Source organism: Streptomyces rubiginosohelvolus (genome assembly GCF_014649875.1).
Lineage (GTDB): Bacteria > Actinomycetota > Actinomycetes > Streptomycetales > Streptomycetaceae > Streptomyces > Streptomyces rubiginosohelvolus.
In genome coordinates this window covers 48,272-71,201 of sequence record NZ_BMTW01000021.1, presented here as the reverse complement: position 1 = coordinate 71,201, position 22,930 = coordinate 48,272, and the positions used below count along the sequence as shown (strand labels likewise).

The 22,930-nt window shown below is 71.1% G+C and carries 22 protein-coding genes; 12 read left to right on the top strand and 10 right to left on the bottom strand.

Annotated features, from left to right (window positions below):
• Window positions 1–109 precede the first annotated feature (109 nt).
• Window positions 110–475, bottom strand: a complete 366-nt coding sequence (locus IE134_RS31365; protein WP_010063720.1) for a YbjQ family protein — start codon at window positions 473–475, stop codon at window positions 110–112.
• A 152-nt stretch (window positions 476–627) separates the two neighbouring features.
• Here IE134_RS31365 and IE134_RS31360 point away from each other — a divergent pair, with 152 nt between their 5' ends.
• Window positions 628–1,344 carry a DedA family protein gene (locus IE134_RS31360; RefSeq protein WP_010063722.1) on the top strand — a complete coding sequence of 239 codons (717 nt, stop codon included), beginning with the start codon at window positions 628–630 and terminating at the stop codon, window positions 1,342–1,344.
• A 97-nt stretch (window positions 1,345–1,441) separates the two neighbouring features.
• Here the strand turns inward: IE134_RS31360 and IE134_RS31355 are convergent, their stop codons facing one another.
• The gene (locus IE134_RS31355; RefSeq protein WP_189432417.1) at window positions 1,442–3,145 is read right to left on the bottom strand and encodes a threonine/serine exporter family protein; all 1,704 of its coding nucleotides are present in this window, start codon (window positions 3,143–3,145) and stop codon (window positions 1,442–1,444) included.
• Between the two features lie 175 nt (window positions 3,146–3,320).
• Window positions 3,321–3,815, bottom strand: a complete 495-nt coding sequence (locus IE134_RS31350; protein WP_003968257.1) for an inorganic diphosphatase — start codon at window positions 3,813–3,815, stop codon at window positions 3,321–3,323.
• 113 nt (window positions 3,816–3,928) lie between these two features.
• On the opposite strand from IE134_RS31350, the gene dacB reads away from it, so the two are divergent.
• From dacB to IE134_RS31315, 7 genes are all read left to right on the top strand, one after another.
• Window positions 3,929–5,377 carry a D-alanyl-D-alanine carboxypeptidase/D-alanyl-D-alanine endopeptidase gene (gene dacB, locus IE134_RS31345; RefSeq protein ID WP_189432442.1) on the top strand — a complete coding sequence of 483 codons (1,449 nt, stop codon included), beginning with the start codon at window positions 3,929–3,931 and terminating at the stop codon, window positions 5,375–5,377.
• A gap of 70 nt (window positions 5,378–5,447) precedes the next feature.
• Window positions 5,448–6,581, top strand: coding sequence for an Rv3626c family coenzyme F420 biosynthesis-associated protein (locus tag IE134_RS31340; RefSeq protein WP_032769428.1), 1,134 nt, complete (start codon window positions 5,448–5,450; stop codon window positions 6,579–6,581).
• A 198-nt stretch (window positions 6,582–6,779) separates the two neighbouring features.
• Window positions 6,780–7,892 carry a tRNA lysidine(34) synthetase TilS gene (tilS, locus tag IE134_RS31335; protein ID WP_030720717.1) on the top strand — a complete coding sequence of 371 codons (1,113 nt, stop codon included), beginning with the start codon at window positions 6,780–6,782 and terminating at the stop codon, window positions 7,890–7,892.
• Between the two features lie 108 nt (window positions 7,893–8,000).
• On the top strand, window positions 8,001–8,540 hold the full coding sequence (gene hpt / locus IE134_RS31330) for a hypoxanthine phosphoribosyltransferase (protein WP_003968263.1): 540 nt from the start codon (window positions 8,001–8,003) through the stop codon (window positions 8,538–8,540).
• Window positions 8,541–8,723: 183 nt separating this feature from the next.
• Window positions 8,724–10,781, top strand: a complete 2,058-nt coding sequence (ftsH, locus tag IE134_RS31325; RefSeq protein ID WP_030720720.1) for an ATP-dependent zinc metalloprotease FtsH — start codon at window positions 8,724–8,726, stop codon at window positions 10,779–10,781.
• Window positions 10,782–10,946: 165 nt separating this feature from the next.
• Window positions 10,947–11,552 (top strand): GTP cyclohydrolase I FolE, encoded by a 606-nt coding sequence (gene folE / locus IE134_RS31320; RefSeq protein WP_032789004.1) that lies wholly within the window; start codon window positions 10,947–10,949, stop codon window positions 11,550–11,552.
• 67 nt (window positions 11,553–11,619) lie between these two features.
• A complete protein-coding gene (locus IE134_RS31315; protein ID WP_189432416.1) occupies window positions 11,620–12,609 on the top strand; it encodes a hypothetical protein in 990 nt (329 codons plus the stop codon).
• A 48-nt stretch (window positions 12,610–12,657) separates the two neighbouring features.
• Here IE134_RS31315 and IE134_RS31310 read toward each other — a convergent pair whose 3' ends face one another.
• The 6 genes from IE134_RS31310 to IE134_RS31285 all read right to left on the bottom strand — a co-directional run bounded on the left by IE134_RS31310 (window position 12,658) and on the right by IE134_RS31285 (window position 17,656).
• Window positions 12,658–13,146, bottom strand: coding sequence for a DUF3180 domain-containing protein (locus IE134_RS31310; protein ID WP_030720723.1), 489 nt, complete (start codon window positions 13,144–13,146; stop codon window positions 12,658–12,660).
• 74 nt (window positions 13,147–13,220) lie between these two features.
• Window positions 13,221–13,832: a 2-amino-4-hydroxy-6-hydroxymethyldihydropteridine diphosphokinase gene (folK, locus tag IE134_RS31305; RefSeq protein WP_030720726.1), complete on the bottom strand. Its 612-nt coding sequence runs from the start codon at window positions 13,830–13,832 to the stop codon at window positions 13,221–13,223.
• The gene (folB, locus tag IE134_RS31300) at window positions 13,829–14,188 is read right to left on the bottom strand and encodes a dihydroneopterin aldolase (protein WP_010063731.1); all 360 of its coding nucleotides are present in this window, start codon (window positions 14,186–14,188) and stop codon (window positions 13,829–13,831) included. Before folB ends, folK begins: the two co-directional genes overlap by 4 nt.
• Window positions 14,189–14,428: 240 nt before the next feature.
• The gene (locus tag IE134_RS31295) at window positions 14,429–14,902 is read right to left on the bottom strand and encodes a nuclear transport factor 2 family protein (protein WP_030720728.1); all 474 of its coding nucleotides are present in this window, start codon (window positions 14,900–14,902) and stop codon (window positions 14,429–14,431) included.
• On the bottom strand, window positions 14,899–15,759 hold the full coding sequence (gene folP, locus IE134_RS31290; RefSeq protein ID WP_435859705.1) for a dihydropteroate synthase: 861 nt from the start codon (window positions 15,757–15,759) through the stop codon (window positions 14,899–14,901). The genes IE134_RS31295 and folP overlap by 4 nt, the downstream gene beginning before the upstream one ends.
• 40 nt (window positions 15,760–15,799) lie before the next feature.
• Window positions 15,800–17,656, bottom strand: a complete 1,857-nt coding sequence (locus IE134_RS31285) for a phosphatidylglycerol lysyltransferase domain-containing protein (RefSeq protein ID WP_189432415.1) — start codon at window positions 17,654–17,656, stop codon at window positions 15,800–15,802.
• 179 nt (window positions 17,657–17,835) lie between these two features.
• Here IE134_RS31285 and IE134_RS31280 point away from each other — a divergent pair, with 179 nt between their 5' ends.
• The gene (locus IE134_RS31280; RefSeq protein ID WP_098016733.1) at window positions 17,836–18,966 is read left to right on the top strand and encodes an alpha/beta hydrolase; all 1,131 of its coding nucleotides are present in this window, start codon (window positions 17,836–17,838) and stop codon (window positions 18,964–18,966) included.
• Window positions 18,967–19,020: 54 nt separating this feature from the next.
• Here IE134_RS31280 and IE134_RS31275 read toward each other — a convergent pair whose 3' ends face one another.
• The gene (locus IE134_RS31275) at window positions 19,021–20,193 is read right to left on the bottom strand and encodes an ABC transporter ATP-binding protein (protein ID WP_030720740.1); all 1,173 of its coding nucleotides are present in this window, start codon (window positions 20,191–20,193) and stop codon (window positions 19,021–19,023) included.
• A gap of 151 nt (window positions 20,194–20,344) precedes the next feature.
• Here IE134_RS31275 and IE134_RS31270 point away from each other — a divergent pair, with 151 nt between their 5' ends.
• The 3 genes from IE134_RS31270 (at window position 20,345) to IE134_RS31260 (ending at window position 22,850) form a co-directional block, all read left to right on the top strand.
• Complete coding sequence (locus IE134_RS31270) at window positions 20,345–21,112, top strand: ABC transporter permease (protein WP_098894434.1); 768 nt, start codon at window positions 20,345–20,347, stop codon at window positions 21,110–21,112.
• A 3-nt stretch (window positions 21,113–21,115) separates the two neighbouring features.
• Window positions 21,116–21,790, top strand: coding sequence for an ABC transporter permease (locus IE134_RS31265; RefSeq protein ID WP_189432413.1), 675 nt, complete (start codon window positions 21,116–21,118; stop codon window positions 21,788–21,790).
• An 85-nt stretch (window positions 21,791–21,875) separates the two neighbouring features.
• Window positions 21,876–22,850: an ABC transporter substrate-binding protein gene (locus IE134_RS31260; RefSeq protein ID WP_030720749.1), complete on the top strand. Its 975-nt coding sequence runs from the start codon at window positions 21,876–21,878 to the stop codon at window positions 22,848–22,850.
• Window positions 22,851–22,930: the final 80 nt, after the last annotated feature.

Here is a 22,930-nt window from a genome sequence, read left to right as displayed (position 1 = left end):
CGCGCGCCCCGGCCGGCACCGCGTCACACCGCGCGGCCCGGGGGCGCCGGGTCACGCCGGGCGGTCGGGCCGGTGCCGCGCCACACCGTGCGCACCGACCAGCTCCGCGTCACACCTTGCTGATCACCGCCGCCGTCCCGTACGCGCAGACCTCCGTACCGACGTCCGCCGCCTCGGTCACGTCGAAGCGCATCATCAGGACCGCGTTGGCGCCCCGGGCCCGCGCCTGCTCCACGAGCCGCTCCATCGCCTGGTTCCGGGTCTCGACCAGCGTCTTGGTCAGCCCCCTCAGCTCGCCGCCGATCATCGACTTCAGCCCGGCCCCGATCTGGCTGCCGAGGTGACGCGACCGTACGGTCAGCCCGAAGACCTCGCCGATGACCTGGGTCACCTGATAGCCGGGTACGTCGTTCGTGGTGACGACCAGCACGTCCGCCTGTGCCGTCTGACCGCCGCCGAATTCCTCAATGCCCATGTTGGTGGCACCTCCTGTGATCAGCTTCGGGCCGCTTCGTAGGATGCGCATTCCCGCTGTACGCCACTGGAACCACGGGCACGCATCGGGCGTTGATAGCTTGGGGCGGCCACAGAGCCGCCATCGCACCCCTCATCCTGGAGCCCGGACCCTTGAATACGCTTGCGCTCGGACCGAGCTGGCTGGACCCGGACTATCTGCTCAACACGTTCGGGCTCCCCGGCCTGCTCCTCATCGTCTTCGCCGAGTCCGGCCTCCTGATCGGGTTCTTCCTGCCCGGCGACTCGCTGCTGTTCACCACGGGTCTGCTGGTGACCACGGGACAGCTGAAGTACCCGCTCTGGCTGGTCTGCACGCTGATCGCGGTGGCCGCGATCGTCGGCGACCAGGTGGGCTATCTCTTCGGCCGCAAGGTCGGCCCGGCCCTCTTCAAGCGCCCCGACTCCCGCCTCTTCAAGCAGGAGAACGTGGAGAAGGCGCACGAGTTCTTCGAGAAGCACGGCCCGAAGTCCCTGGTCCTGGCGCGCTTCGTGCCCATCGTGCGCACGTTCACGCCGATCATCGCGGGCGTCAGCCGGATGAACTACCGCTCCTTCATCACGTACAACGTCGTCGGCGCGATCCTCTGGGGCGTCGGCGTCACCGTGCTCGGAGCCCTCCTCGGCAAGATCGACTTCGTGCACGAGCACATCGAGATGATCCTCATCCTGATCGTGCTCATCTCCGTCGTGCCGATCGTGATCGAGGTGCTGCGGGCCCGCAGCCAGGGCAAGAAGGCCGCCGTGGCCGAGGCGGGCGACGGCTCCGGCCGCCCCCCGGGCGGCAACGGCCCCTCCTCCGGCCAGCGCGGCCGGCACGCCAAGCGCTGACCCCGCGCACGTACACGACGAAGCGCCCCTCCCCGCAGCTCCGGGGGAGGGGCGCTTCCGCGCGTACGGCGTTCGTACGGCCACGAAGCCCGCGGGCTCAGAACCCCCTGGTCCGCTTCGCCGCCCGGCGGCTCGCCCCACCGATCGCCCCCGGCAGCCCCATGAACAGCCGCGAGATCTCGCTCCCCAGGTTCACCCCGATCGCGATGGCCAGCGCCGTCGCGACCGCCGTCGACAGCGAGGCGAGCCCGGTGTCCAGCTCGTTCTGCGCCACGCCCAGCAGACCGAAGTACGTCGCCGAACCGGGCAGCAGCGGCCCGATCGCCGCCGTGATGTACGGCAGCGAGGAGTGGAACCGGTAGCGCGAGAACAGCTGGCCGAACAGGCCGACCAGACCCGCCGCCACCGCCGTCGCCGCGACCGGCGAGATGTCCCCGGTCCGGGCCATCGCCCCGAAGATGATCCAGGCGACGCCGCCGTTCAGGGTGACCGCCAGCACGGTCGACCGCTCCTGCTGGAGCAGTACGGCGAAGGCCAGACTCAGCGCCATCGACGCCAGGATCTGCACCACCGGCTCGTTGTACGGCGTGAACCGGGCCTCGGGGTTGAGCTCCGCCCCCAGCTGCAGCCCCAGGTACAGGACGATCAGGACGCCCGCGACGATCCCGATGAAGAAGTACATGACTTCGAGCAGCCGGGCCGAGGCGGTGATGTAGTAACCGGTCAGCCCGTCCTGCACGCCCGCCACCAGCGCCCGCCCCGGCAGCAGCGCGAACAGCCCACCGGTGATCACCGCGGAGGGGCGGATGTCCGTCGAATGGGTCAGGGTCAGTGCGACGCCCAGCGCGGCGGGCGGCATCGCGGCCACCGTGAACTGGTAGAACTCCGGCAGCCCGCGCCCGGCGCACAGCCATGCCAGCCGGTCGCCGAGCATCGCGCCCGCCGCCGCCACGACGAACACCAGGAACCCACCGCCGACCAGCACGGAAGCCGAACCGGCCAGCAGCCCGGCGGCCGCCGTCAGCACCCAGCCCGGGTACGGGTGACGGTTACGGCGGATCTCCGCGAGCCGCCGGTAGGCCTCCTCCAGCGACACCTCGGCGTCTTCGCTCGTGATGTCGTCGACCAGCCGGAACACCGCCGCCAGACGGGTGTAGTCGGTGCCCCGGCGGCGTACGGTACGGCTCGCCGTCACCGGGTCGTCGACCAGCGACGGCTGGTGCGAGATGGACAGCAGCGTGAACGTGACCGTCGGCTCGCTGCGGTCCAGGCCGTAGGACCGGGTCACCGCGAACATCGCCGCCTCGACGTCCTCGGCGCCCTCACCGCCCGCCAGCAGCAGCTCCCCGATACGCAGCGTCAGGTCGAGCACGCGCGGCACGGCCGGACCCGTCTCGTCGTCGGTGCGCTGGATCGACTCGGCCGCCGGACGCTCGGTCACCGGCATCCGCAGCATCGTGCGCATCCGGTCCTGCCAGGGCGCTTCCTTGGTCAGCTTGACCATCGGAATGCCCTGCGCCGGGGTGAAGGCGGGCGGCGACTGCTGGGCCTTGTACGTGCTCGGCGGAGTGAAAGCGGAACTCAGCGTGTCCGAGTTCGAACCGCCCGCCGATCCGCTTCCCGCAGACGCCGCGCCGCTCGCGTCGGACACCACCCCGTCCGGGATCGCGAACTCCGACGTCGGATGGTCCTCCTCGGGCGGCGACACCGGATGCATCGTCCCGGCGGGCGGAGCGAAAGCGCTCCGCGCCTCATCGGACTGGGGCTTCTGGTCCTCAGGACCGCCCGATTCCGCCACCACTCGACCTCGTTCCTGCTCGGCTGATCTTCCGGGCGCACGTGTGCCCAGTATGGCCACCGACATGACCCCCGCATGGCGAGGCGGTGCGCACAGCGAAACGGGCGGCACACCCGTGAAGGTGCACCGCCCGTCGAAGACGGCCGTCCGGCTCACAAACGGAACCGGAAGAGGGACGTCAGTGCGCGCCGCCCTGCGCCTCAAGACGCTTGTAGGAGGCCTCGATCTCGGCCTCCGCCTCGGCGCGGCCGACCCAGTCGGCGCCCTCGACGGACTTGCCCGGCTCCAGGTCCTTGTAGACCTCGAAGAAGTGCTGGATCTCCAGGCGGTCGAACTCCGACACGTGGTGGATGTCGCGCAGGTGCTCCACGCGCGGGTCGGACGCCGGGACGCAGAGCAGCTTGTCGTCGCCGCCCGCCTCGTCGGTCATCCGGAACATGCCGATGGCGCGGCACTTGATGAGGCAACCGGGGAAGGTCGGCTCGTCCAGGATGACCAGCGCGTCCAGCGGGTCGCCGTCCTCGCCGAGGGTGTTCTCGACGAAGCCGTAGTCGGCCGGGTAGCTGGTCGAGGTGAAGAGTCGACGGTCCAGGCGGATCCGACCGGTCTCGTGGTCCACCTCGTACTTGTTCCGCGAACCCTTCGGGATCTCGATGGTGACGTCGAACTCCACGGGTGGCTCCTCCATGATCAACACATACGACTGGTGATTAAGTGTCCCCCACGCAGAAGTGTGCTCGCGAAAGGGGCTGGTCAGCGGTGGCCGAGCAGGTGGAAGAACCGTCGATGCGCCCCTCGGACCCGTGGGGCGGGCCGAAGATCCTGACGAGGAAGCGCAACGGGGCGTACACCTGGCAGGTGATCGCAGGCTCCGCAACGCTCGGCCTGGTCGTCGCAACCGGCGCCGTCCTCGCCGCCGGCCCCTGGGACAACGGTCAGCGTAAGGCCGAGCGGGCACTGGCAGCCGCCGGTGACCGCACAGGTGGCGCACATCACGGACGCCGGACGCCCGACGGCCCCAGCCCGGCCCCCAGCGCCCCTGCCGTCCTGCCCGCCCTAGGCACCACCACCCACGACGCCCCCCAGGACCCCGCCGCACTCCGCGACACCCTCGCCCCGCTCATCGGCGATCCCGGCCTCGGGGACAAGGTCGCCGCGTCCGTCGTCGACACCGCCACCGGCGAGCAGCTGTACGGGCAGGGCGCCACCACCCCGATGACCCCGGCCTCCACCATCAAGATCGCCACCGCCACCGCGGCCCTCTCGGTCCTCGGCCCCGACCACCGCATCGCGACCACCGCCGCGCTGTCCCCCGACTCCCGCACCGTCACCCTCGTCGGCGGCGGCGACCCCACGCTCAGCGAGGCGGCCCTGCGCGAGATGGCCGCCGACACCGCCGACGCCGTGCGCGAGGACGACCGGGACTCCGTACGGCTCACGTACGACATCTCCCGCTACACCGGCCCCGTCCTCCACCCGATCAGCCCCAACGAGAACATCGCGCCCGTCACCGCCCTGATGGTCAACGAGGGCCGCGTCAACGACACGGACCGCGGCCCCGCCAAGCGCACCGACGACCCCGCGGGCGAGGCCGCCCGCACCTTCGCCGCCGCCCTGAAGGAGGCGGGCGTCAAGGTCACCGGCGCCCCCCGCGAGGCCCGCGCCGCCGACGAGGCCCGCACCGTCGCCACCCACCGCTCCGCCCCGCTCGACGCCCTCGTCGAGCGCACCCTCACCAACAGCGACAACGACATCGCCGAGGCCCTCGCCCGGCAGACCGCCATCGCCAAGGGCGAGAGCGCCTCGTTCGCCGGGGCCCGCCGCGCCGTCACCAACGAGCTGAAGAAGCTCAAGATCCCGGTGGGCGGGGCCCACTTCGCCGACGGCAGCGGCCTGGACCGCAAGGACCGGGTCACCCCCGCCCTCCTCACCGCGCTCCTCGCCCGTGCCGCCGACCCCGACCGCCCCGGCCTCCGCCCGGTCCTCACGGGCCTCCCGATCGCGGGCTTCAGCGGCACCCTCGGCGGCCGGTACGCGCCCGACGCCGAGGGCACCGGCCTGATCCGCGCCAAGACCGGCACCCTCTTCGGCGTCAACTCCCTCGCGGGCACCGTCGTCGACCGCCAGGGCCGCCTGCTCGCCTTCGCCTTCCTCGCCTCCGGCAGCATCGACGCGGGCCAGGCCGAACCCGCCCTCGACGCCCTGGCCACCGCACTCGCCGGAACAGGCGGCTGAGCACGGGGCCGCACCCGAAGAGCCCTGCAAGACCCCACCAAGGGACGACAGGCTCACGTACGGTTGACGCATGACGAGCATCGGTGGTGCCCAGATGGTCGACTGGAATCTCGCGGTGGCGACCGCGACCCGACTCGTGCGGCCCGGACCCGACATCAGCCGCGAGGAGGCCCGCGCCGTCGTCGCGGAGCTCCGGCGGCACGCCAAGGCCTCCGAGGAGCACGTCCGGCTCTTCACCCGGATGATCCCCGAAGGCACCGAACCCGAGGACACCCCCGTCCTCGTCGTCGACCGCCCCGGCTGGATCAGGGCCAACGTCGCCGGCTTCCGCGAACTCCTCCAGCCCCTGCTCGCCAAGATGGAGAGCCGCCGCTCCGGCGGACCCGGCGGCGCCGTCCTCGGCGCGGTCGGCGGCAAGGTCACCGGCGTCGAGCTGGGCATGCTGCTCTCGTTCCTCGCCTCCCGGGTGCTCGGCCAGTACGAGACGTTCGCCCCCGCCACCCGAGAGCTGCCCGCCTCCGCGAACGGCGGCGGCCGGCTCCTCCTCGTCGCCCCCAACATCGTCCACGTCGAACGCGAGCTGGACGTCGACCCGCACGACTTCCGGCTCTGGGTCGCCCTCCACGAGGAGACCCACCGCACCCAGTTCACCGGCGTGCCCTGGCTCCGCGACCATCTCCAGGGCGAGATCCAGACGTTCCTCGACGAGACCGACGTCGACCCGACGACCTTCCTGGAACGGCTCCGCGAGGCCGCCCAGTCCCTCTCCGGCGGCCGCCCCGAGGGCGAACAGGGCGAGAGCGACACCCGCAGCCTCGTCGACATCGTCCAGACCCCCGCCCAGCGCGAGGTCCTCGGCCGCCTCACCGCCGTCATGTCCCTCCTCGAAGGACACGCGGACTACGTCATGGACGGCGTCGGCCCCGATGTCGTCGGCTCCGTCTCCGAGATCCGCGAGAAGTTCCAGCAGCGCCGCGCCCAGGGCGCCGGCCGCCTCGACCAGGCCCTGCGCAAGCTCCTCGGCCTCGACGCCAAGCTCCGCCAGTACAAGGACGGCGAGAAGTTCGTACGGTCGGTCGTCGACGAGGTCGGCATGGACGGCTTCAACCGCGTCTGGACCTCGCCCAACACCCTCCCGACCAAGGCCGAGATCGCCAAGCCCGCCGACTGGGTCGCGCGCGTGCACCGCAAGGCCGAATCCTGACGGTCCGGTGCCCCCGGACCGCCCCGAGGTACCGATATTCGCCCCCCAATCACCCATCCGAGGGACCATGGAGGCCCGGGAAGGCGTGCAATGCTCGATGAACAGCTTGCCTCTGTCACCATCGACGCACTCTGAGTGACGGGACTCACGCGTTCCGGCGCTCGACGCACCTCCCGAACTCCACGAAGGGCACCGGACATGGGTCCCCATCCTGCGGTCGCGGCGATACGCCTGGCGGTCCGCCGCGTACTCCACGACGTCATCACCGAATTCCAGCGGAACGCCGGCCACGACCGGCCCGCCGAAGCGGCCAGGCGCCCCGCGCACGCCGCCGGCTCCCCCTACGCCGAGGCCGGCGCCGCGGGCGGCTCCCTGACCGCCCTCCCCGAACGGCCCGACACCCCGCTCGTCCTCGTCGCCTGCTCCGGCGGCGCCGACTCCATGGCGCTCGCCTCCGCGCTCGCCTTCGAGGCCCGCAAGCTCGATGTCCGGGCCGGCGGCATCACCGTCGACCACAACCTCCAGCCGGGCTCCGGCCTCCGCGCTGCCGAGGTCGTCACCCGGCTCACCGCCATGGACCTCGACCCCGTCGAGGCCGTCGCCGTGCACGTCGGACGCGAGGGCGGCCCCGAGGCCGCCGCCCGCGACGCCCGCTACGCCGCGCTGGACGCCGCCGCCGAGCGCCACGGCGCCGCCGCCGTCCTCCTCGGCCACACCCGCGACGACCAGGCCGAGACCGTCCTCCTCGGCCTCGCCCGCGGCTCCGGCATCCGCTCGCTCTCCGGCATGGCCGCCGCCTCCGGACCGGCCGGCCGCTACCGCCGCCCCTTCCTCCAGCTCGACCGGCAGACCGCCCGCAAGGCCTGCCTGGTCCAGTCGATCCCCGTCTGGGACGACCCGCACAACATCGACCCCGCCTACACCCGCTCCCGGCTCCGCCACGAAGGCCTGCCCGCCCTGGAGAAGGCGCTCGGCAAAGGCGTCGTCGAAGCCCTCGCCCGTACCGCCCAGCTCTCCCGCGACGACGCCGACGCCCTGGACACCTGGGCTGCCGAGGCCGAGCTGTCCGTACGCGACGAGACCGGCCGCCTGGAGTGCGCGGGGCTCTACGCCCTGCCCCCCGCGGTACGCCGCCGGGTGCTGCGCCGCGCCCTCATCGAGGCCGGGGCGCCCGCCGGCTCCCTCTTCGCCCGGCACCTCGAAGAAGTCGACCGCCTGATCACCGGCTGGCGCGGCCAGCGGGCCATCAACCTGCCCGGCCGCGTCGAGGCGCTGCGGCAGGGTGGCAGACTGGTCATTCGGCAGAGCTGACGCGCGAGCGGCTGAAGTGCAGACGAACCGCCGCCGGCCCGGGGAGACCCTGACCGGCGGGCCAGGGCGTCGGCAGCACAGAAAGAGACGTGGGTGAACGAGAAGGACATGGGTACCGACCTTCAGTCGGTGCTCCTCACCAAGGAAGAGATCGACGCGAAGCTCGTCGAGCTGGCCGCGAAGATCGACGCGGAGTACGCGGGCAAGGACCTGCTGATCGTCGGCGTCCTCAAGGGCGCGGTGATGGTCATGGCGGACCTGGCGCGCGCGCTGTCCACCCCCGTCACGATGGACTGGATGGCCGTCTCCTCGTACGGGGCGGGCACCCAGTCCTCCGGCGTCGTGCGGATCCTCAAGGACCTCGACACCGACATCAAGGGCAAGCACGTCCTGATCGTCGAGGACATCATCGACTCCGGACTGACGCTGTCCTGGCTGCTGTCCAACCTGGGCTCGCGGGAGCCGGCCTCGCTGGAGGTCTGCACCCTGCTGCGCAAGCCGGATGCCGCAAAGGTCGCGATCGATGTGAAGTGGATCGGTTTCGACATCCCCAACGAGTTCGTCGTCGGCTACGGGCTGGACTACGCGGAGAAGTACCGCAACCTGCCCTTCGTCGGCACGCTGGCCCCGCACGTCTACGGCGGCTGACCCCCGGGCGGACCGCCGGGGAACCCTCACCGCCTCCGGGCCGTTGGAGCTTCGAAAGCAGGTTTCTCCGCTGCACCCAGCGGTCGCGGGTGCCCATGCTGAGGTACCGTCCGAAGAACACTCTTTTCAAACAGCAGCATTTACCTACGGGCAGGAGGGACGGGGCGTCTTCGCTCCGTATGGATGGACGTGAAGCGATACTTCCGTGGGCCGGTCATGTGGATCGTGCTGGCCGTCCTCGCCGTGGTCGTGTTGATGCAGGTCGTCGGCTCGTCGGGCGGCTACAAGACGGTGGACACCGGCAAGGTGATCCAGGCGATCAGCAAGGACCAGGTGGAGCAGGCCAAGCTGACCACCGGTGACGAACAAATCCTCAAGATCGAACTGAAGGACGGCCAGAAGCTCGAAGGCGAGTCCGGCAGCAAGTTCCAGGCGAGCTACATCGGCAACCAGGGCGTCGAGCTCGCCGACACGCTGCAGACGAAGTTCGAGGCGGGTGACATCGAGAAGGGTTACACCGTCTCGCCGTCGAAGCAGTCCCCGTTCGTCTCGATCCTCCTCTCGCTGCTGCCCTTCGTCCTCATCGTGGTCGTCTTCCTGTTTCTGATGAATCAGATGCAGGGCGGCGGTTCCAAGGTCATGCAGTTCGGCAAGTCCAAGGCCAAGCTGATCACCAAGGACACCCCCAAGACGACCTTCGCCGACGTGGCGGGGTCCGACGAGGCCGTCGAGGAGCTCCACGAGATCAAGGAGTTCCTCCAGGAGCCGGCGAAGTTCCAGGCCGTCGGCGCCAAGATCCCCAAGGGCGTCCTGCTCTACGGCCCGCCCGGTACGGGCAAGACGCTGCTCGCCCGCGCCGTCGCCGGCGAGGCGGGCGTCCCGTTCTACTCGATCTCCGGTTCCGACTTCGTCGAGATGTTCGTCGGTGTCGGTGCCTCCCGGGTGCGTGACCTCTTCGAGCAGGCCAAGGCGAACGCCCCGGCGATCGTCTTCGTCGACGAGATCGACGCCGTCGGCCGCCACCGCGGCGCCGGCATGGGCGGCGGTCACGACGAGCGCGAGCAGACGCTCAACCAGCTGCTCGTCGAGATGGACGGGTTCGACGTGAAGGGCGGCGTCATCCTGATCGCCGCCACGAACCGCCCGGACATCCTCGACCCGGCGCTCCTGCGCCCGGGCCGCTTCGACCGGCAGATCGCGGTCGACCGTCCCGACATGCAGGGCCGCCTGGAGATCCTCAAGGTGCACCAGAAGGGCAAGCCCGTCGCGGAGGGCGTCGACCTCGGCGCCGTCGCCCGGCGCACGCCCGGCTTCACCGGTGCCGACCTGTCGAACGTGCTCAACGAAGCGGCGCTCCTGACGGCGCGCAGCGACAAGAAGCTCATCGACAACGAGAGCCTCGACGAGGCGATCGACCGTGTCGTGGCGGGCCCGCAGAAGCGGACCCGGATCATGTCCGAGAAGGAGAAGAAGATCACCGCGTACCACGAGGGCGGACACGCCCTGGTCGCGGCGGCTTCTCCCCAGTCGGACCCGGTCCACAAGATCACGATCCTCTCCCGCGGCCGCGCCCTCGGTTACACGATGGTGCTCCCGGAGGAGGACAAGTACTCCACGACCCGCAACGAGATGCTCGACCAGCTGGCGTACATGCTGGGCGGGCGCGCGGCCGAGGAGCTGGTCTTCCACGACCCGACGACCGGTGCGGCGAACGACATCGAGAAGGCCACGGCGACGGCCCGCGCGATGGTCACGCAGTACGGCATGACGGAGCGCCTCGGCGCGATCAAGTTCGGCGGCGACAACTCGGAGCCCTTCCTGGGCCGCGAGATGGGCCACCAGCGCGACTACTCGGAAGAGGTCGCGGCCCTGGTCGACGAGGAGGTCAAGAAGCTCATCGAGACCGCCCACAACGACGCGTGGGAGATCCTCGTCGAGAACCGCGACATCCTCGACGCCCTGGTGCTCGAACTGCTGGAGAAGGAGACGCTCGGCAAGGACGAGATCGCCGAGATCTTCGCCCCGCTCGTCCGGCGCCCCGCCCGCCCGGCCTGGACCGGATCCGCCCGGCGCACCCCGTCGACGCGGCCCCCGGTCCTCTCGCCCAAGGAGCTGGCCCTCACCAACGGCAGCGCCAACGGCTCGGCCACCCCGCCGGAGATCGCCCCGGCGGACCTGACCAAGGACATCACCCCGTCCACCGAGACGATCCCCGAGGACCGTCCGGACAACAACAGCTAGTCCGCGCTCCACGCCAGGTGAGACGCCCGTCACGGGCCGCCGCACCTGTTCCGGAATGCACGCCGCGCCCCCCAGGTTCTAGCCTGTGGGGGCGCGGCTTTTCCGTATGCCCGCGATGTCCGATCGCGAACCCGCGCACGGAACGGCACAAGGAACGAGGCACAGATGACCGACCCGGTGACGCTGGACGGCCAGGGTTCGATCGGCGAGTTCGACGAGAAGCGGGCAGAGGCAGCCGTACGCGAACTGCTGCTCGCCGTCGGAGAGGACCCGGACCGCGAGGGCCTGCGGGAGACGCCGGGGCGGGTGGCGCGGGCGTACAAGGAGATTCTGGCCGGTCTCCGGCAGGAACCCGAGGACGTGCTCACCACGACGTTCGACCTCGGGCACGACGAGATGGTCCTGGTGAAGGACATCGAGATCATGTCGCTCTGCGAACACCACCTCCTGCCCTTCCACGGTGTCGCGCACGTCGGCTACATACCGGCCGACTCAGGCAAGATCACCGGCCTGTCCAAGCTGGCCCGTCTGGTGGACGTCTTCGCCCGCAGGCCCCAGGTGCAGGAACGCCTCACCACGCAGGTGGCGGACTCGCTCATGCGGATCCTGGAGGCACGGGGTGCGATCGTGGTGATCGAGGCCGAGCACATGTGCATGTCGGTGCGGGGCATCCGCAAGCCCGGGGCGAAGACCACGACGTCGGCCGTACGCGGCCAGCTCCGCGATGCCTCGACCCGCTCCGAGGCGATGAGCCTCATACTGGCGCGCTAGCCCGCTTTGTCAGTGGTGCCCGATACGCTCCTCGGCCTGTGATGGTGAACAGGCCGAGGAGCGCCGCATGAGCGACGGGTTACCGAGCAAGCAGACCGTGAACGCGGTGGGAGGGCGTCTCCAGGCCCGGGAGGTCGCCGTCGGCACCAGGCTGTGGACGCTGGACGGGTCCCGCACGGCACAGACGACGGTGACGGACGTGACGGCCGTCAAGGCGAGAGGGGCCGTGGAGGTCGTCACGAGCCATGCTGCTTTCACGGTCGCCGGGGACGTTCTGCTGGCCACACGGGGTGGCTGGATCCGTGCCGAGGACGCGACGGGCCGAACCATCGCGTGGACCCACGCGCGCAAGCTCTGCCGCGAACGGCTCACGTTCCGCATGGGATACGCGTTCGGCTACTTCGTGGGAGCCACCTGTGCGGACGGCACGGTGGGCAAGAACTACGTCTCGCTCGTCGTGAACGACGAGGCGTTCGCCACGCGCTACGCGAGGTGCCTCACAGAGGCGACGGGCCTGGAAGCCCGGCTTCAGCCCGTCGTGCGGCCCTCCGGGTACCTGGGGCGGGACGTCCCGGGCTTCCGGGTCCGGGTGGTTTCCTCCTACCTCACCGACGCCCTGCGCCAGTACGCCGGTGGCGACGCGCACCACATGAGGCAGGCGTTCCCCCGGGTCGTGCTGCGGGACCGCGAGGTCTTCGACGGTTTCCTCGACGGATACGCGGACGGTGACGGATGCCGTGCCAAAGCCTGGGCCGGCCGGACCCTCGTCAGCGCCAACGTGCCGTTCCTCGTCGACCTTGCCGCGATCATCGGCGCACGGTTCACCCCCGCGAGGAAGGGCCTCGCGTCCCACCTGATCCTGGTGGACCGCTGGGCGGCCCGCGGCACGTTCCGGCCGGAGCATCACGACGCCGATCTCGTGGAAGCCGGCTGGGTGACCGTCGAGTCCGTGCGGCCCCGCCCCGCGCCCGGCAAGCCGTTCACCGTCTACGGATACCGGCTTCGGCCGCATCCCGCCTTCCTGGTCAACGGGCATCTGGTCCGCGCGGCGGCGTGACCGGTGCGGCGAACTCGTGGGCCTGGCAACCGGGCCCTTGTCGCGTCGTTACGCCGCCGCCGTGCCCGTGCCGTCGTGGTCGTTGCCGTCCTCCGGGAGGCGGCAGACGCGTTCCAGGAAGAGGGCGGCCGCGATGACGCCGATGCCGGCGATCACCGCCGCGCCCGCGTAGATCGCCTGGTCGCGGCGGGGCGGGATGTCGAGGTAGCTCAGGAGGAAGACGCCGGTGCCGCCGTACATGCCGGCGACCAGGGCGGCGACCAGGGCGCTCGCCTGGCCGAAGACGACCGCGCGGGCCGCGAAGAGGGGCTCGACGCCCTTGGCGCCGGGGCGGCGTTCGCGCTGGGCGCGGAGGCGGGTGCGGGTGGAGAGGGCGGTCGCGAGGAGGATCACCGCGATCACGGCGAGCACGATCGACGCGGCCAGCGGGACGCTCGGCAGGGTGCCGAAGGAGTCCCAGAGGCGGGCCCCGCCCCAGGAGAGGACACCGGCGGCGGCGAAGAGGCCCGCCAGTACCCCGAGCCGTAGTTGCTTCACCGAGTGAGCCGCCCTTCGCGCCGCCTGTGCCCGGTCCGGCCGTGCGCCGGACCACCCTCCGTCGAGCCTAACGATTACTCCGGCAGGCGCAGTTCCAGGTCGGCGCGGGGCAGCACGCTGTCGCGGCCGACCTGCGCGAGGAGCTGGGCCACCGGGCCGGCGCCGGGCAGCTGGGCCTCGGGGTCCACGTCGTGCCAGGGAGCGAGGACGAAGGCCCGCTCGTGGGCGCGCGGGTGGGGGAGCGTGAGCACCGGGTCGCCGGAGACGATGTCGGCGTACGCCACGATGTCGACGTCGATGGTGCGCGGGCCCCAGCGCTCCTCGCGGACCCGGTCGAAGGCCTCCTCGACGGCCTGGCCGCGCTCCAGCAGGGAGGCGGGGGGCAGCGTCGTCTTCACGAGGATGACCGCGTTGAAGTACGACGGCTGGGTGTCCGCCTCGACGCCCCAGGGCTCCGTCTCGTACACCGGGGAGACGGCCTTGACCCGCAGGCCCGGGGTGTCCTCCAGGGCGTCGACGGCCCCCTGGAGGGTCTCCAGGCGGTTGCCCAGGTTGGAGCCGAGGGAGATCACGGCCATCTTCGGGTTGGAGAGGGTGATGTCGGCGGCGTCCACCTGCTTGACGACGGCGGTGGGCACCGGCTGTACGGTCGGGTCGCTCTGCCCCTCGGTGGAAAACGCAGTCATGCTCGGCTCCGGGTGATGGTGATGGTCACGTCGTCGAAGGGGACGGTGATCGGCGCGTCCGGCTTGTGCACCACGACCTCGACCTCCTGCACGCCTTCGTGCTTCAGGCACTGCTGGGCGATGCGCTCGGCGAGCGTCTCGATCAGATCGACCGGTTCGCCCGTCACCACGTCGACGACTTCTTCGGCCACCACGCCGTAGTGCACGGTGCGGGCCAGGTCGTCGGCGGCTGCCGCGGGGCGGGTGTCGAGGCCGAGCACCAGGTCGACGATGAAGGTCTGGCCCTCTTCCCGCTCCCGGGGGAAGACGCCGTGGTGCCCACGGGCCTTGAGGCCGCGCAGCGCGACACGATCCACGCGAATCACTCCTGCTGTCGTTGGTCGAGAGGCACCCGGCCGCGTGCGGGCGGCGAGGTGCCTTCTTTCGAATCTACCTGCGAGCACCGACAGTGCTCGTCCGTGGGTGCCATGGACTGCGCCTCGCCGGGCTGGAAGCCGCCCCTACCCCTGGGTGATCGGTTCGAATCCCTATCGGTCCCGTACCCACTCGGGAGGGTGTTTCCTCCTCAGGGAGGGGTTTCCTCGGGAGGGGTTTCGTCAGGAGGGGGTTTCCTCGTCGTCGTCCTCGTCGGACTCGGTGAGGACGGGCGACCCGTGGTGGGACCAGAGCTTCCAGCCGTCGGGGGTGCGCCGGAACACGTTCGTCGCGACGACCAGCTGGCCCACCAGCGGGCCCAGCGCGTTGCCCTCCTCGGCCGGGCCGCCGCTGAGGATGTTCTCGGTGCAGGTGACCAGCGCGGTGTCACCGGTCATCGCGATGTTGACGTCGGTCAGGAAGAACTGGATGTACTCGGTGTTCGCCATGATCAGGGCGTAGCTGCGCAGCACCTCGCCCCGGCCCGTGAGCACCGGCCAGCCGGGGTGGACGCAGGAGACGGTGAGGTCCTCGCCGGGCAGCCAGCGGCCGGACAGCTCCTCGTAGTCGCCGCGTTCCATCGCCTCGTAGAAGGCGGTGTTCGCCGCCTCGACCTCCGCGATGTCGGCGGCGGCCTGTGCGTGCTCCTCGTTCACGCGGCTCCCTCGACCGCGCGGGCGACGCGCACCGCGTCGGCGGTGGCCCGCACCTCGTGGACCCGGACCGCCCAGGCGCCGGCCTGCGCGGAGAGCGCGGAGACGGCTGCGGTGGCCGCGTCCCGTTCGCGGGCGGGCGGCGGGGGGCTGCCCGGACCGGCCAGGACATGGCCGAGGAAACGTTTGCGGGAGGCGGCCACCAGCAGCGGGCGGCCCAGGGCGTGCAGCTCGGCCAGGTGCGCCACGAGCGTCAGGTCGTGGGCGGCGTCCTTCGCGAAGCCGAGGCCGGGGTCGATCACGACGCGTTCCGGGGCGACCCCGCCCGCGATCACCGCGTCCATCCGCTGCCGCAGCTCGTCGAGGACCTCGGCGACGACGTCCCCGTACACCGCGCGGCTGTTCATCGACTCGCTGAAGCCGCGCCAGTGCATCACGACGAACGGGACCTCGGCGGCGGCGACGGCCGGGATCATGTCCGGGTCGGCGAGGCCGCCGCTGACGTCGTTGACCAGGAGGGCACCGGCGGCGACGGCCTGCTCGGCGACACGGGCGCGCATGGTGTCCACGGAGACGGTGACGCCCTCGGAGGCCAGGCCCCGCACGACCGGGATCACCCGGCGCAGCTCCTCGGCCTCGTCCACCCGGCTGGCGCCGGGGCGGGTCGACTCGCCGCCCACGTCGACCAGGTCCGCGCCCTCGGACACCAGGTGCAGGCCGTGCTTGACCGCGGCCGTCGTGTCGAACCAGCGGCCGCCGTCGGAGAAGGAGTCGGGCGTCACGTTGACGACCCCCATGACCGCGCAGCGGTCCCACTCCGGCAGCCCTCGGACCGTGCCCCGCGTGCGTGACGTACTCATACGACCAGACTAGGACCTGCCGTGGCCGCCGTACGACGTCTCACGCCGCGCTCACCTCGTGCTCCGGGCGCGTACGTGCGGTGTGACCGCACGGGCGGGGCGTGCGGGGCCGGAACGGGCGGGGCGGCGAGAAGTTCACGAAGCCCTCCGCCCGCATCGCCGCGATCCCGATGCGGGGCAGGTCCCGGCTGGTGCGGAAGACCACGAAGCGGGGCTCCCAGCGGGGCTTGAACTTGGCGTTGAACTTGTACAGCGACTCGATCTGGAACCAGCGCGAGAGGAAGATCAGCAGCCCCCGCCAGCAGCGCAGCACCGGTCCCGCGCCGAGCCGCTCACCGCGGGCCAGCGCCGAGCGGAACATCGCGAAGTTGAGCGAGACCCGCTCGACGCCGAGCTTCCCGGCGGCCTGGAGGGAGGCGACGATCAGGAGCTCGTTCATGCCGGGGTCGGCCGAGCGGTCGCGGCGCATCAGCTCCAGGGACATCCCGTCGCGCCCCCACGGTACGAAGTGGAGGACGGCCTTCAGGTCGCCGTGCGGGGAGTCCTCCGTACCGGAGCCGGGCAGGTGGGCGGTGGCGATCACGCAGTCGCCGTCGGCCGGGTCACCGATGCGGCCCAGCGCCATGGAGAAGCCGCGTTCGGTGTCGGTGCCGCGCCAGTCGGCGGCGGCGCGGCGGATCCGGTCCAGTTCGGCGTCGCCGATGTCACGGGCCCGCCGGACCCGGGTCTCGTAACCGCCCCGCTCGATGCGCTTGACCATCTGCCGCACGTTCCGCATGGCCCGTCCGGCGAGGGAGAAATCCGCCACGTCCACCACCGCCTCGTCGCCCAGCTCCAGGGCGGTGAGCCCGGTCTCACGGGTCCAGACCTGGCCGCCGGTCTCGCTGCAGCCCATCACGGCGGGGGTCCAGGAGTGGGCCCTCGCCTCGTCCATGAAGCGCTCGATCGCGCCCGGCCAGGCCTCCACGTCGCCGATGGGGTCGCCGCCGGCCAGCATCACCCCGGAGACGACCCGGTAGCAGACGGCCGCCTTGCCGCTGGGGGAGAAGACGACGCCCTTGTCGCGGCGGAGCGCGAAGTGGCCGAGCGAGTCCCGGCCGCCGTGCCGCTGCAGCAGTTCCCGCAGCCGGCTCTCGTCGTCCTCGGTGAGGCGGGCGGCCGGGTGTTCGGGGCGGAAGGCGAGGTAGATGGTGGTGACGGCGGTCAGCAGGCCGAGCGCGCCCAGCGAGTAGGCCACGGTCCAGTCGGTGCGCCCGGCGTAGTCGACGGGGCCCTCGACGCCGAACAGGCCGTACAGCACGTGCTGGAGGCGGTCGGCGATGGACGGGTCGCCGACGACCCGGCCGGGGTGGACGCTGACGATGACCAGCCCGAGCCCGAGCGAACCGGCCCCGAGCAGGACGAAGTTGGCGAGCGCGCGCCAGCGGCTGCGCGGGTCGGGCAGCGCCCGGAACTGGTCGCGGTGACGCACCAGCAGCCAGCAGAGCGTCAGCGAGACGAGCACCCCGACGATCGAGTGGCGGTACGCGAACTGGGCCACGGCCCCCACGGGGAGCAGGACCACCGCCGCCCGCCAGGCCCGCCGCTTGTGCCGCTTCAGCCCGTGGGCGAGCAGGAGGAGCAGCATGCCCGCGCTGAGCGAGAGCGCGGCGGCGAACGGGCCGAGCGCTCCGGGGAGCACCTCGGCGAGGGTGTGCATCCGGCTGTGCCGGAAGCGGGGGAAGACCCCGGCGGCGACGTCGATCAGCCCGACGACGGTGCAGGCGGTACCGACGAGGGCCGGTACGGATTCCGGGCGCGGCCCGCGCAGCAGCCGGCGTACGCCGCGCAGCGCGTGCGTACGGCGCGTCCGGTCCGGAACCGATACTGACTTATCCCCATCTAGCGTGACAGACATCCATCGTTTCCCGTGGCTCGCGAGAGGTTCTCTTGGGTCCGTCCGCGGGCCGGGGCCTGCGGACGATGGGCGCCCTCTAGGACGTGGGCCGGGGAGCGCGGGTTCACCCATATTCCGGAAATTTCCCGCATCCCGCCGCCCGGCCTCCCCCGACAAGGAATCACGGAGAAAGCACGCTCATGGGTCTCACCAGCACCGCAGTTCTGGCGGTCGTGGCCGCGCTGGCCGTCGCGCTGTTCGCCGCCACGGTCCGGCTCTGGCCGCGGCTGGCCCGGCCCGGCGCGGCCGCGGTGTCGGGCCGGATCGGGCTGCTGCTGGCGACCCAGCTGACGCTGTTCGCCGCGGTGGGTCTGGCGGCCAACAACGCCTTCCTCTTCTACGGTTCCTGGGCCGACCTCTTCGGGCGGCAGCAGGAGCTGGGCGTCGTCACCGACCACGCGGACGGGGAGGCGGGCGCGGCCGGCTCACGGCACATGACGCGCGTCGGCACCCAGCACCCGGACGTACCGGGCGGGCGGGTGCCCTCCGTCGGCGGGCGGATCGACAAGGTGGTGATCTCGGGGCGCACGTCGGGCATCGAGTCACCGGCGTACGTCTATCTGCCGCCGGAGTACTTCCAAACCGCGTACGCCGGGCGGACGTTCCCGGCGGCCGTGGTCCTCACCGGCTACCCGGGCACGGCCGAGAACCTGCTGAAGGGGCTGCGCTACCCGCAGACCGCGCATGACCTGGTGAAGGCGGGGAAGGCCCGGCCGATGATCCTGGTGATGCTGCGGCCGACGGTCGCCCCGCCCCGGGACACCGAGTGCGTGGACATCCCCGGGGGCCCGCAGACCGAGACGTTCTTCGCGAAGGACCTCCCGGAGGCGGTCACGGGGTCCTACCGGGCCGGGAAGGAGGCCCGTGACTGGGGCATCATCGGCAACTCCACCGGCGGCTACTGCGCGTTGAAGATCGGGCTGCACCACCCGGACCGGTACGCGGCGAGCGCCGGGCTCTCCGCGTACTACAAGGCCGCCGAGGACCCGACGACGGGCGACCTCTTCCACGGGAAGCAGGAGCTGCGCGACCGCGCCGACCTGCTGTGGACCCTGGAGAACCGGCCGCCGTCCGGCGGTTCGTTCCTGGTGACGACGTCCCGGCAGGGCGAGGGCAACCTCGGGAGCACGATGACGTTCATCGAGAAGGTGAAGGCGCCCGCGAAGGTGTCCTCCATCGTGCTCGACAGCGGCGGGCACAACTTCACGACCTGGCGGCGGGAGATCCCGCCGGCCCTTCAGTGGCTGAGCGCCCGGCTCGGCGAGAACTGAGCCGGGCGGTGCCGGGCCGGACCCCGCGAGCCGGCCCGGGCCGGCCGCCCCGTACTACGCGGTCGCGACCGTCTCCACCGCGACCTCCGCGCGCGGTACGTCCTGGGCGTCGGCGTCGATCGAGCGGCGCAGGGCCTCGTGCAGCCGGGCGGGCGTCAGCACGCCGAGGAAGCGGCCCTCGCTCTCCTTGTCGATGACCGCGATCCAGCCCGCGTCGTGCTGGAGCATGGTGGCGAACGCCTGCTTGAGGGGCGCGCCGAGCGGAAGCCAGGCCTCCATCCGGCGGGCGTGCTCGCGGACGGTGCCCTTCGCGGTGGCGGTGGTGGTCGCGTCGGCGGGGATCCAGCCGTGGAGGTTGTCCCGGCCGTCCAGGACGACCGCCCAGCGCGCGCCCTCGGCCCGGAGCCGTTCGGTGGCGGTGGCCAGCGGGTCGTCGAGGTGGACGACCGGCGGCTGGTCGAGGTCGCTCTCCTCGATGGGCGTCACCGAGAGCCGCTTCAGCCCGCGGTCCGCGCCGACGAAGTCGGCCACGTACGGGGTCGCGGGGGCGCCGAGCACGGTGGCCGGGGAGTCGAACTGCTCGATGCGGCCCTGTCCGTAGACGGCGATGCGGTCGCCGAGGCGGACGGCCTCCTCGATGTCGTGCGTGACGAACAACACGGTCTTACGGACCTGGGCCTGAAGTTTCAGGAATTCGTTCTGGAGGCGTTCGCGGACGACCGGGTCGACCGCCCCGAAAGGCTCGTCCATCAGGAGGACGGGCGGATCGGCGGCCAATGCGCGGGCCACACCGACGCGTTGGCGCTGACCGCCGGAAAGCTGTTCCGGATAGCGGTCACCATAAACGGACGGATCGAGTCCGACGAGGTCGAGGAGTTCGGCGGCGCGTTCGCGTCCCTTTCCGCGCTTCCAGCCCAGCAGATGGGGAACGGTCGCGGTGTTCTCCAGCACCGTCTTGTGCGGGAAGAGGCCCACCTGCTGGATCACATAGCCGATGCGACGGCGCAGCTGGACGGGATCGATGGTCGATATGTCGTCCCCGTCGAGGAATATCCCGCCCTCGGTCGGTTCGATCAGCCGGTTCACCATCTTCATGGTGGTCGTCTTGCCGCATCCGGAAGGTCCGACGAGCGTGACCAGTTCACCCTCGGCGACCTCGAAGGAAAGGTCGTCGACGGCGGTGGTGCCATCGGCGTACCGCTTGGTGACGTGCTCGAAACGGATCATGGTTCCCCATTGTGGAGGGTGAATCGTGAAGGCCATGTTGCCGGAATGCGACAGCCCTCCGCGATTGTCAGTGGTCGAGGATAGGCTCGCCAGTCATCAGTTCGATCCCGGGTGATCCGGGCAGACGAGGGAAAGCAGGAGGTGGGGGCGGATGGCCGAGCAGAGCTGCCTGGTGACGAACGACTGGATCTGCGGGGAGTATCTGCGCTCCCGCAGCCAGGAGCTGGCCGACGCGACCGTGCAGCACATCGGGATCACGGCGGTCTCGGTGCTGATCGGGCTGGCGGTGGCCTTTCCGCTGGCGTTGCTCGCCCGCCGGGGCCCGCGCTTCGCCGGACCGGTGCTCGGGCTGACGACCGTGCTCTACACCGTGCCCTCGCTCGCGATGTTCTCGCTGCTGCTGCCCGTGTTCGGGCTGTCGGCCGCGCTCGTGGTGACGGGGCTCGTGCTCTATTCGCTGACCATCCTCGTGCGCAACATCCTGGCCGGGCTCGCAGCGGTCCCGCAGGAGGCCAAGGACGCGGCCCGCGGCATGGGGTACGGGCCGGGGCGGCTGCTGTGGGAGGTGGAGCTCCCGCTGGCGCTGCCCGCGGTGATGGCGGGGCTGCGGATAGCCACCGTGTCCACGGTCGCGCTGACCACGGTCGGCTCGCTCGTCGGCAAGGGGGGCCTCGGCAATCTCATCGAGGACGCGCTGCCCAGCTTCTTCAAGGCCCAGGTGCTCGCCGCCTCGGTCCTGTGCGTGGTGCTCGCGGTGGTGGCTGACCTGCTGCTGCTCGGCCTCCAGCGGCTGCTGACGCCCTGGACCCGGATATCCGGGGCGGCCAAGGCCGCCTCGGCGAAGACGGACGCGGGACCGCCCGCCCCGGCGAAGACGGACGCGGGACCGCCCGCCCCGGCGACAGTGAAGGCGGGCTGACCCGTGGGAGTCATCGGCGACGCCTGGACCTGGCTCACCACCGGGGCCAACTGGTCGGGCGACGGCGGGGCCGCGCACCGGCTCGGCGAGCATCTGTACGTGAGCGGGGTCGCCCTCGCCGTGGCCTGCGCCATAGCCCTGCCGATCGCCCTCTACCTGGGGCACAAGGGCAAGGGCGGCGCGCTCGCGGTGAACCTCTCCAACGTGGGGCGGGCCGTCCCGGTCTTCGCGGTGCTGGCCCTCTTCATGGTCACGTCCCTGCGCAACTCGGGGTACTGGCCCACGATCATCGCGCTGGTCCTGTTCGCGGTGCCGCCGCTGCTGACCAATGCCTATGTCGGTATGCGGGAGGTGGACCGGGCCGTGGTGGAGGCCGCGCGCGGCATGGGGATGTCGGGCGGGCAGCTCTTCGTCCGGGTCGAGCTGCCGCTCGCCTACCCGATGATCATGACCGGGCTGCGGTCCGCCGCCGTCCAGGTCGTGGCCACCGCGTCGATCGCCGCGATGGTCGGCCTCGGCGGTCTCGGCCGGATCATCACCGCCGGGTTCAACACCTACGACACCGCCCAGGTCTTCGCGGGCGCTGTCCTGGTCGCCGGTCTCGCATTGGTGGTGGAGGGCGTGCTGGTGGGCCTCCACCGGCTGCTGTCCCCGCTGCGCCGCCGCAGGCCCGCGTGAACGCGCAGCACCTCGTTTCTGATCACCTCGTTTCTGATCACCTTTCTTCTGGTCACTTTTCTTCTGTTCGGACGGAGAACAACACATGAGCAGGACCTCGCGGATAGCCGGAGCGGTCATCGGCATGGTGGCGCTGGCCGGGTCGCTCGCGGCCTGCGGTGGCGACAGCCTGGAGCAGGAGAAGGGCGGCTCCGGCTCCTCGGCCGGCGGCGACGGCAAGAAGGGGACCCTGGTCGTCGGGTCGGCCTCCTTCACCGAGTCGAAGGTGCTCGCCGAGCTGTACGCCCAGATCCTCGGCGACGCCGGATACAGCACCTCGGTCACCACGGTGAAGAACCGTGAGCTGTACGAGCCCTCGGTGGAGAAGGGCGAGATCGACGTCATACCGGAGTACGCCGCCACGATCGCCGAGTTCCTCAACGCCAAGGTCAACGGGGCCGACCAGGCCCAGGAGAAGCCGGTGGCCTCCGGAGACGTGGACGCCACGGTCGCCGCGCTGAAGAAGCTCGCCACCCCGCTGGGTCTCACGGTCCTCCCGCCCGGAAAGGCCGTGGACCAGAACGCCTTCGCGGTGTCGGAGGAATTCGCCGAGAAGAACAGCCTCAAGACCCTCTCCGACCTCGGGGAGTCGAAGCTGAAGGTGAAGATCGCGGCGGGCGACGAGTGCGAGGTGCGGCCGTTCTGCGCACCCGGTCTGAAGAAGACGTACGGCATCGACGTCACCGGGATCGACCCCAAGGGCGTCGGCACCCCGCAGTCCAAGCAGGCCGTCCGGGACGGCAAGGTCCAGCTGGTCCTGACGACCACCACGGACGCGGTGCTGGACGGGCTGGTGTTCCTGGAGGACGACAAGAAGCTCCAGAACGCGGACAACGTGCTGCCCGTTCTGAATACCAAGGACGCGGGAGACCCTGAGATCGCCGAAGCCCTCGGCAAGCTCACCGACACCCTCACCACGGAAGAGCTCGCCGAGCTGAACCGCAAGGTCGACGCCGAGCGCGCCAAGCCGGCCGATGTCGCCAAGGAGTATCTGGAGTCGAAGAATCTGATCAAGAAGTAGCGCTCGATCCCGGAGATCCTGGAGATCCCGGAGATCCCGGAGATCCCGGAGAAAAGGTTCGGGCGGAGGGCCTTTGGGGG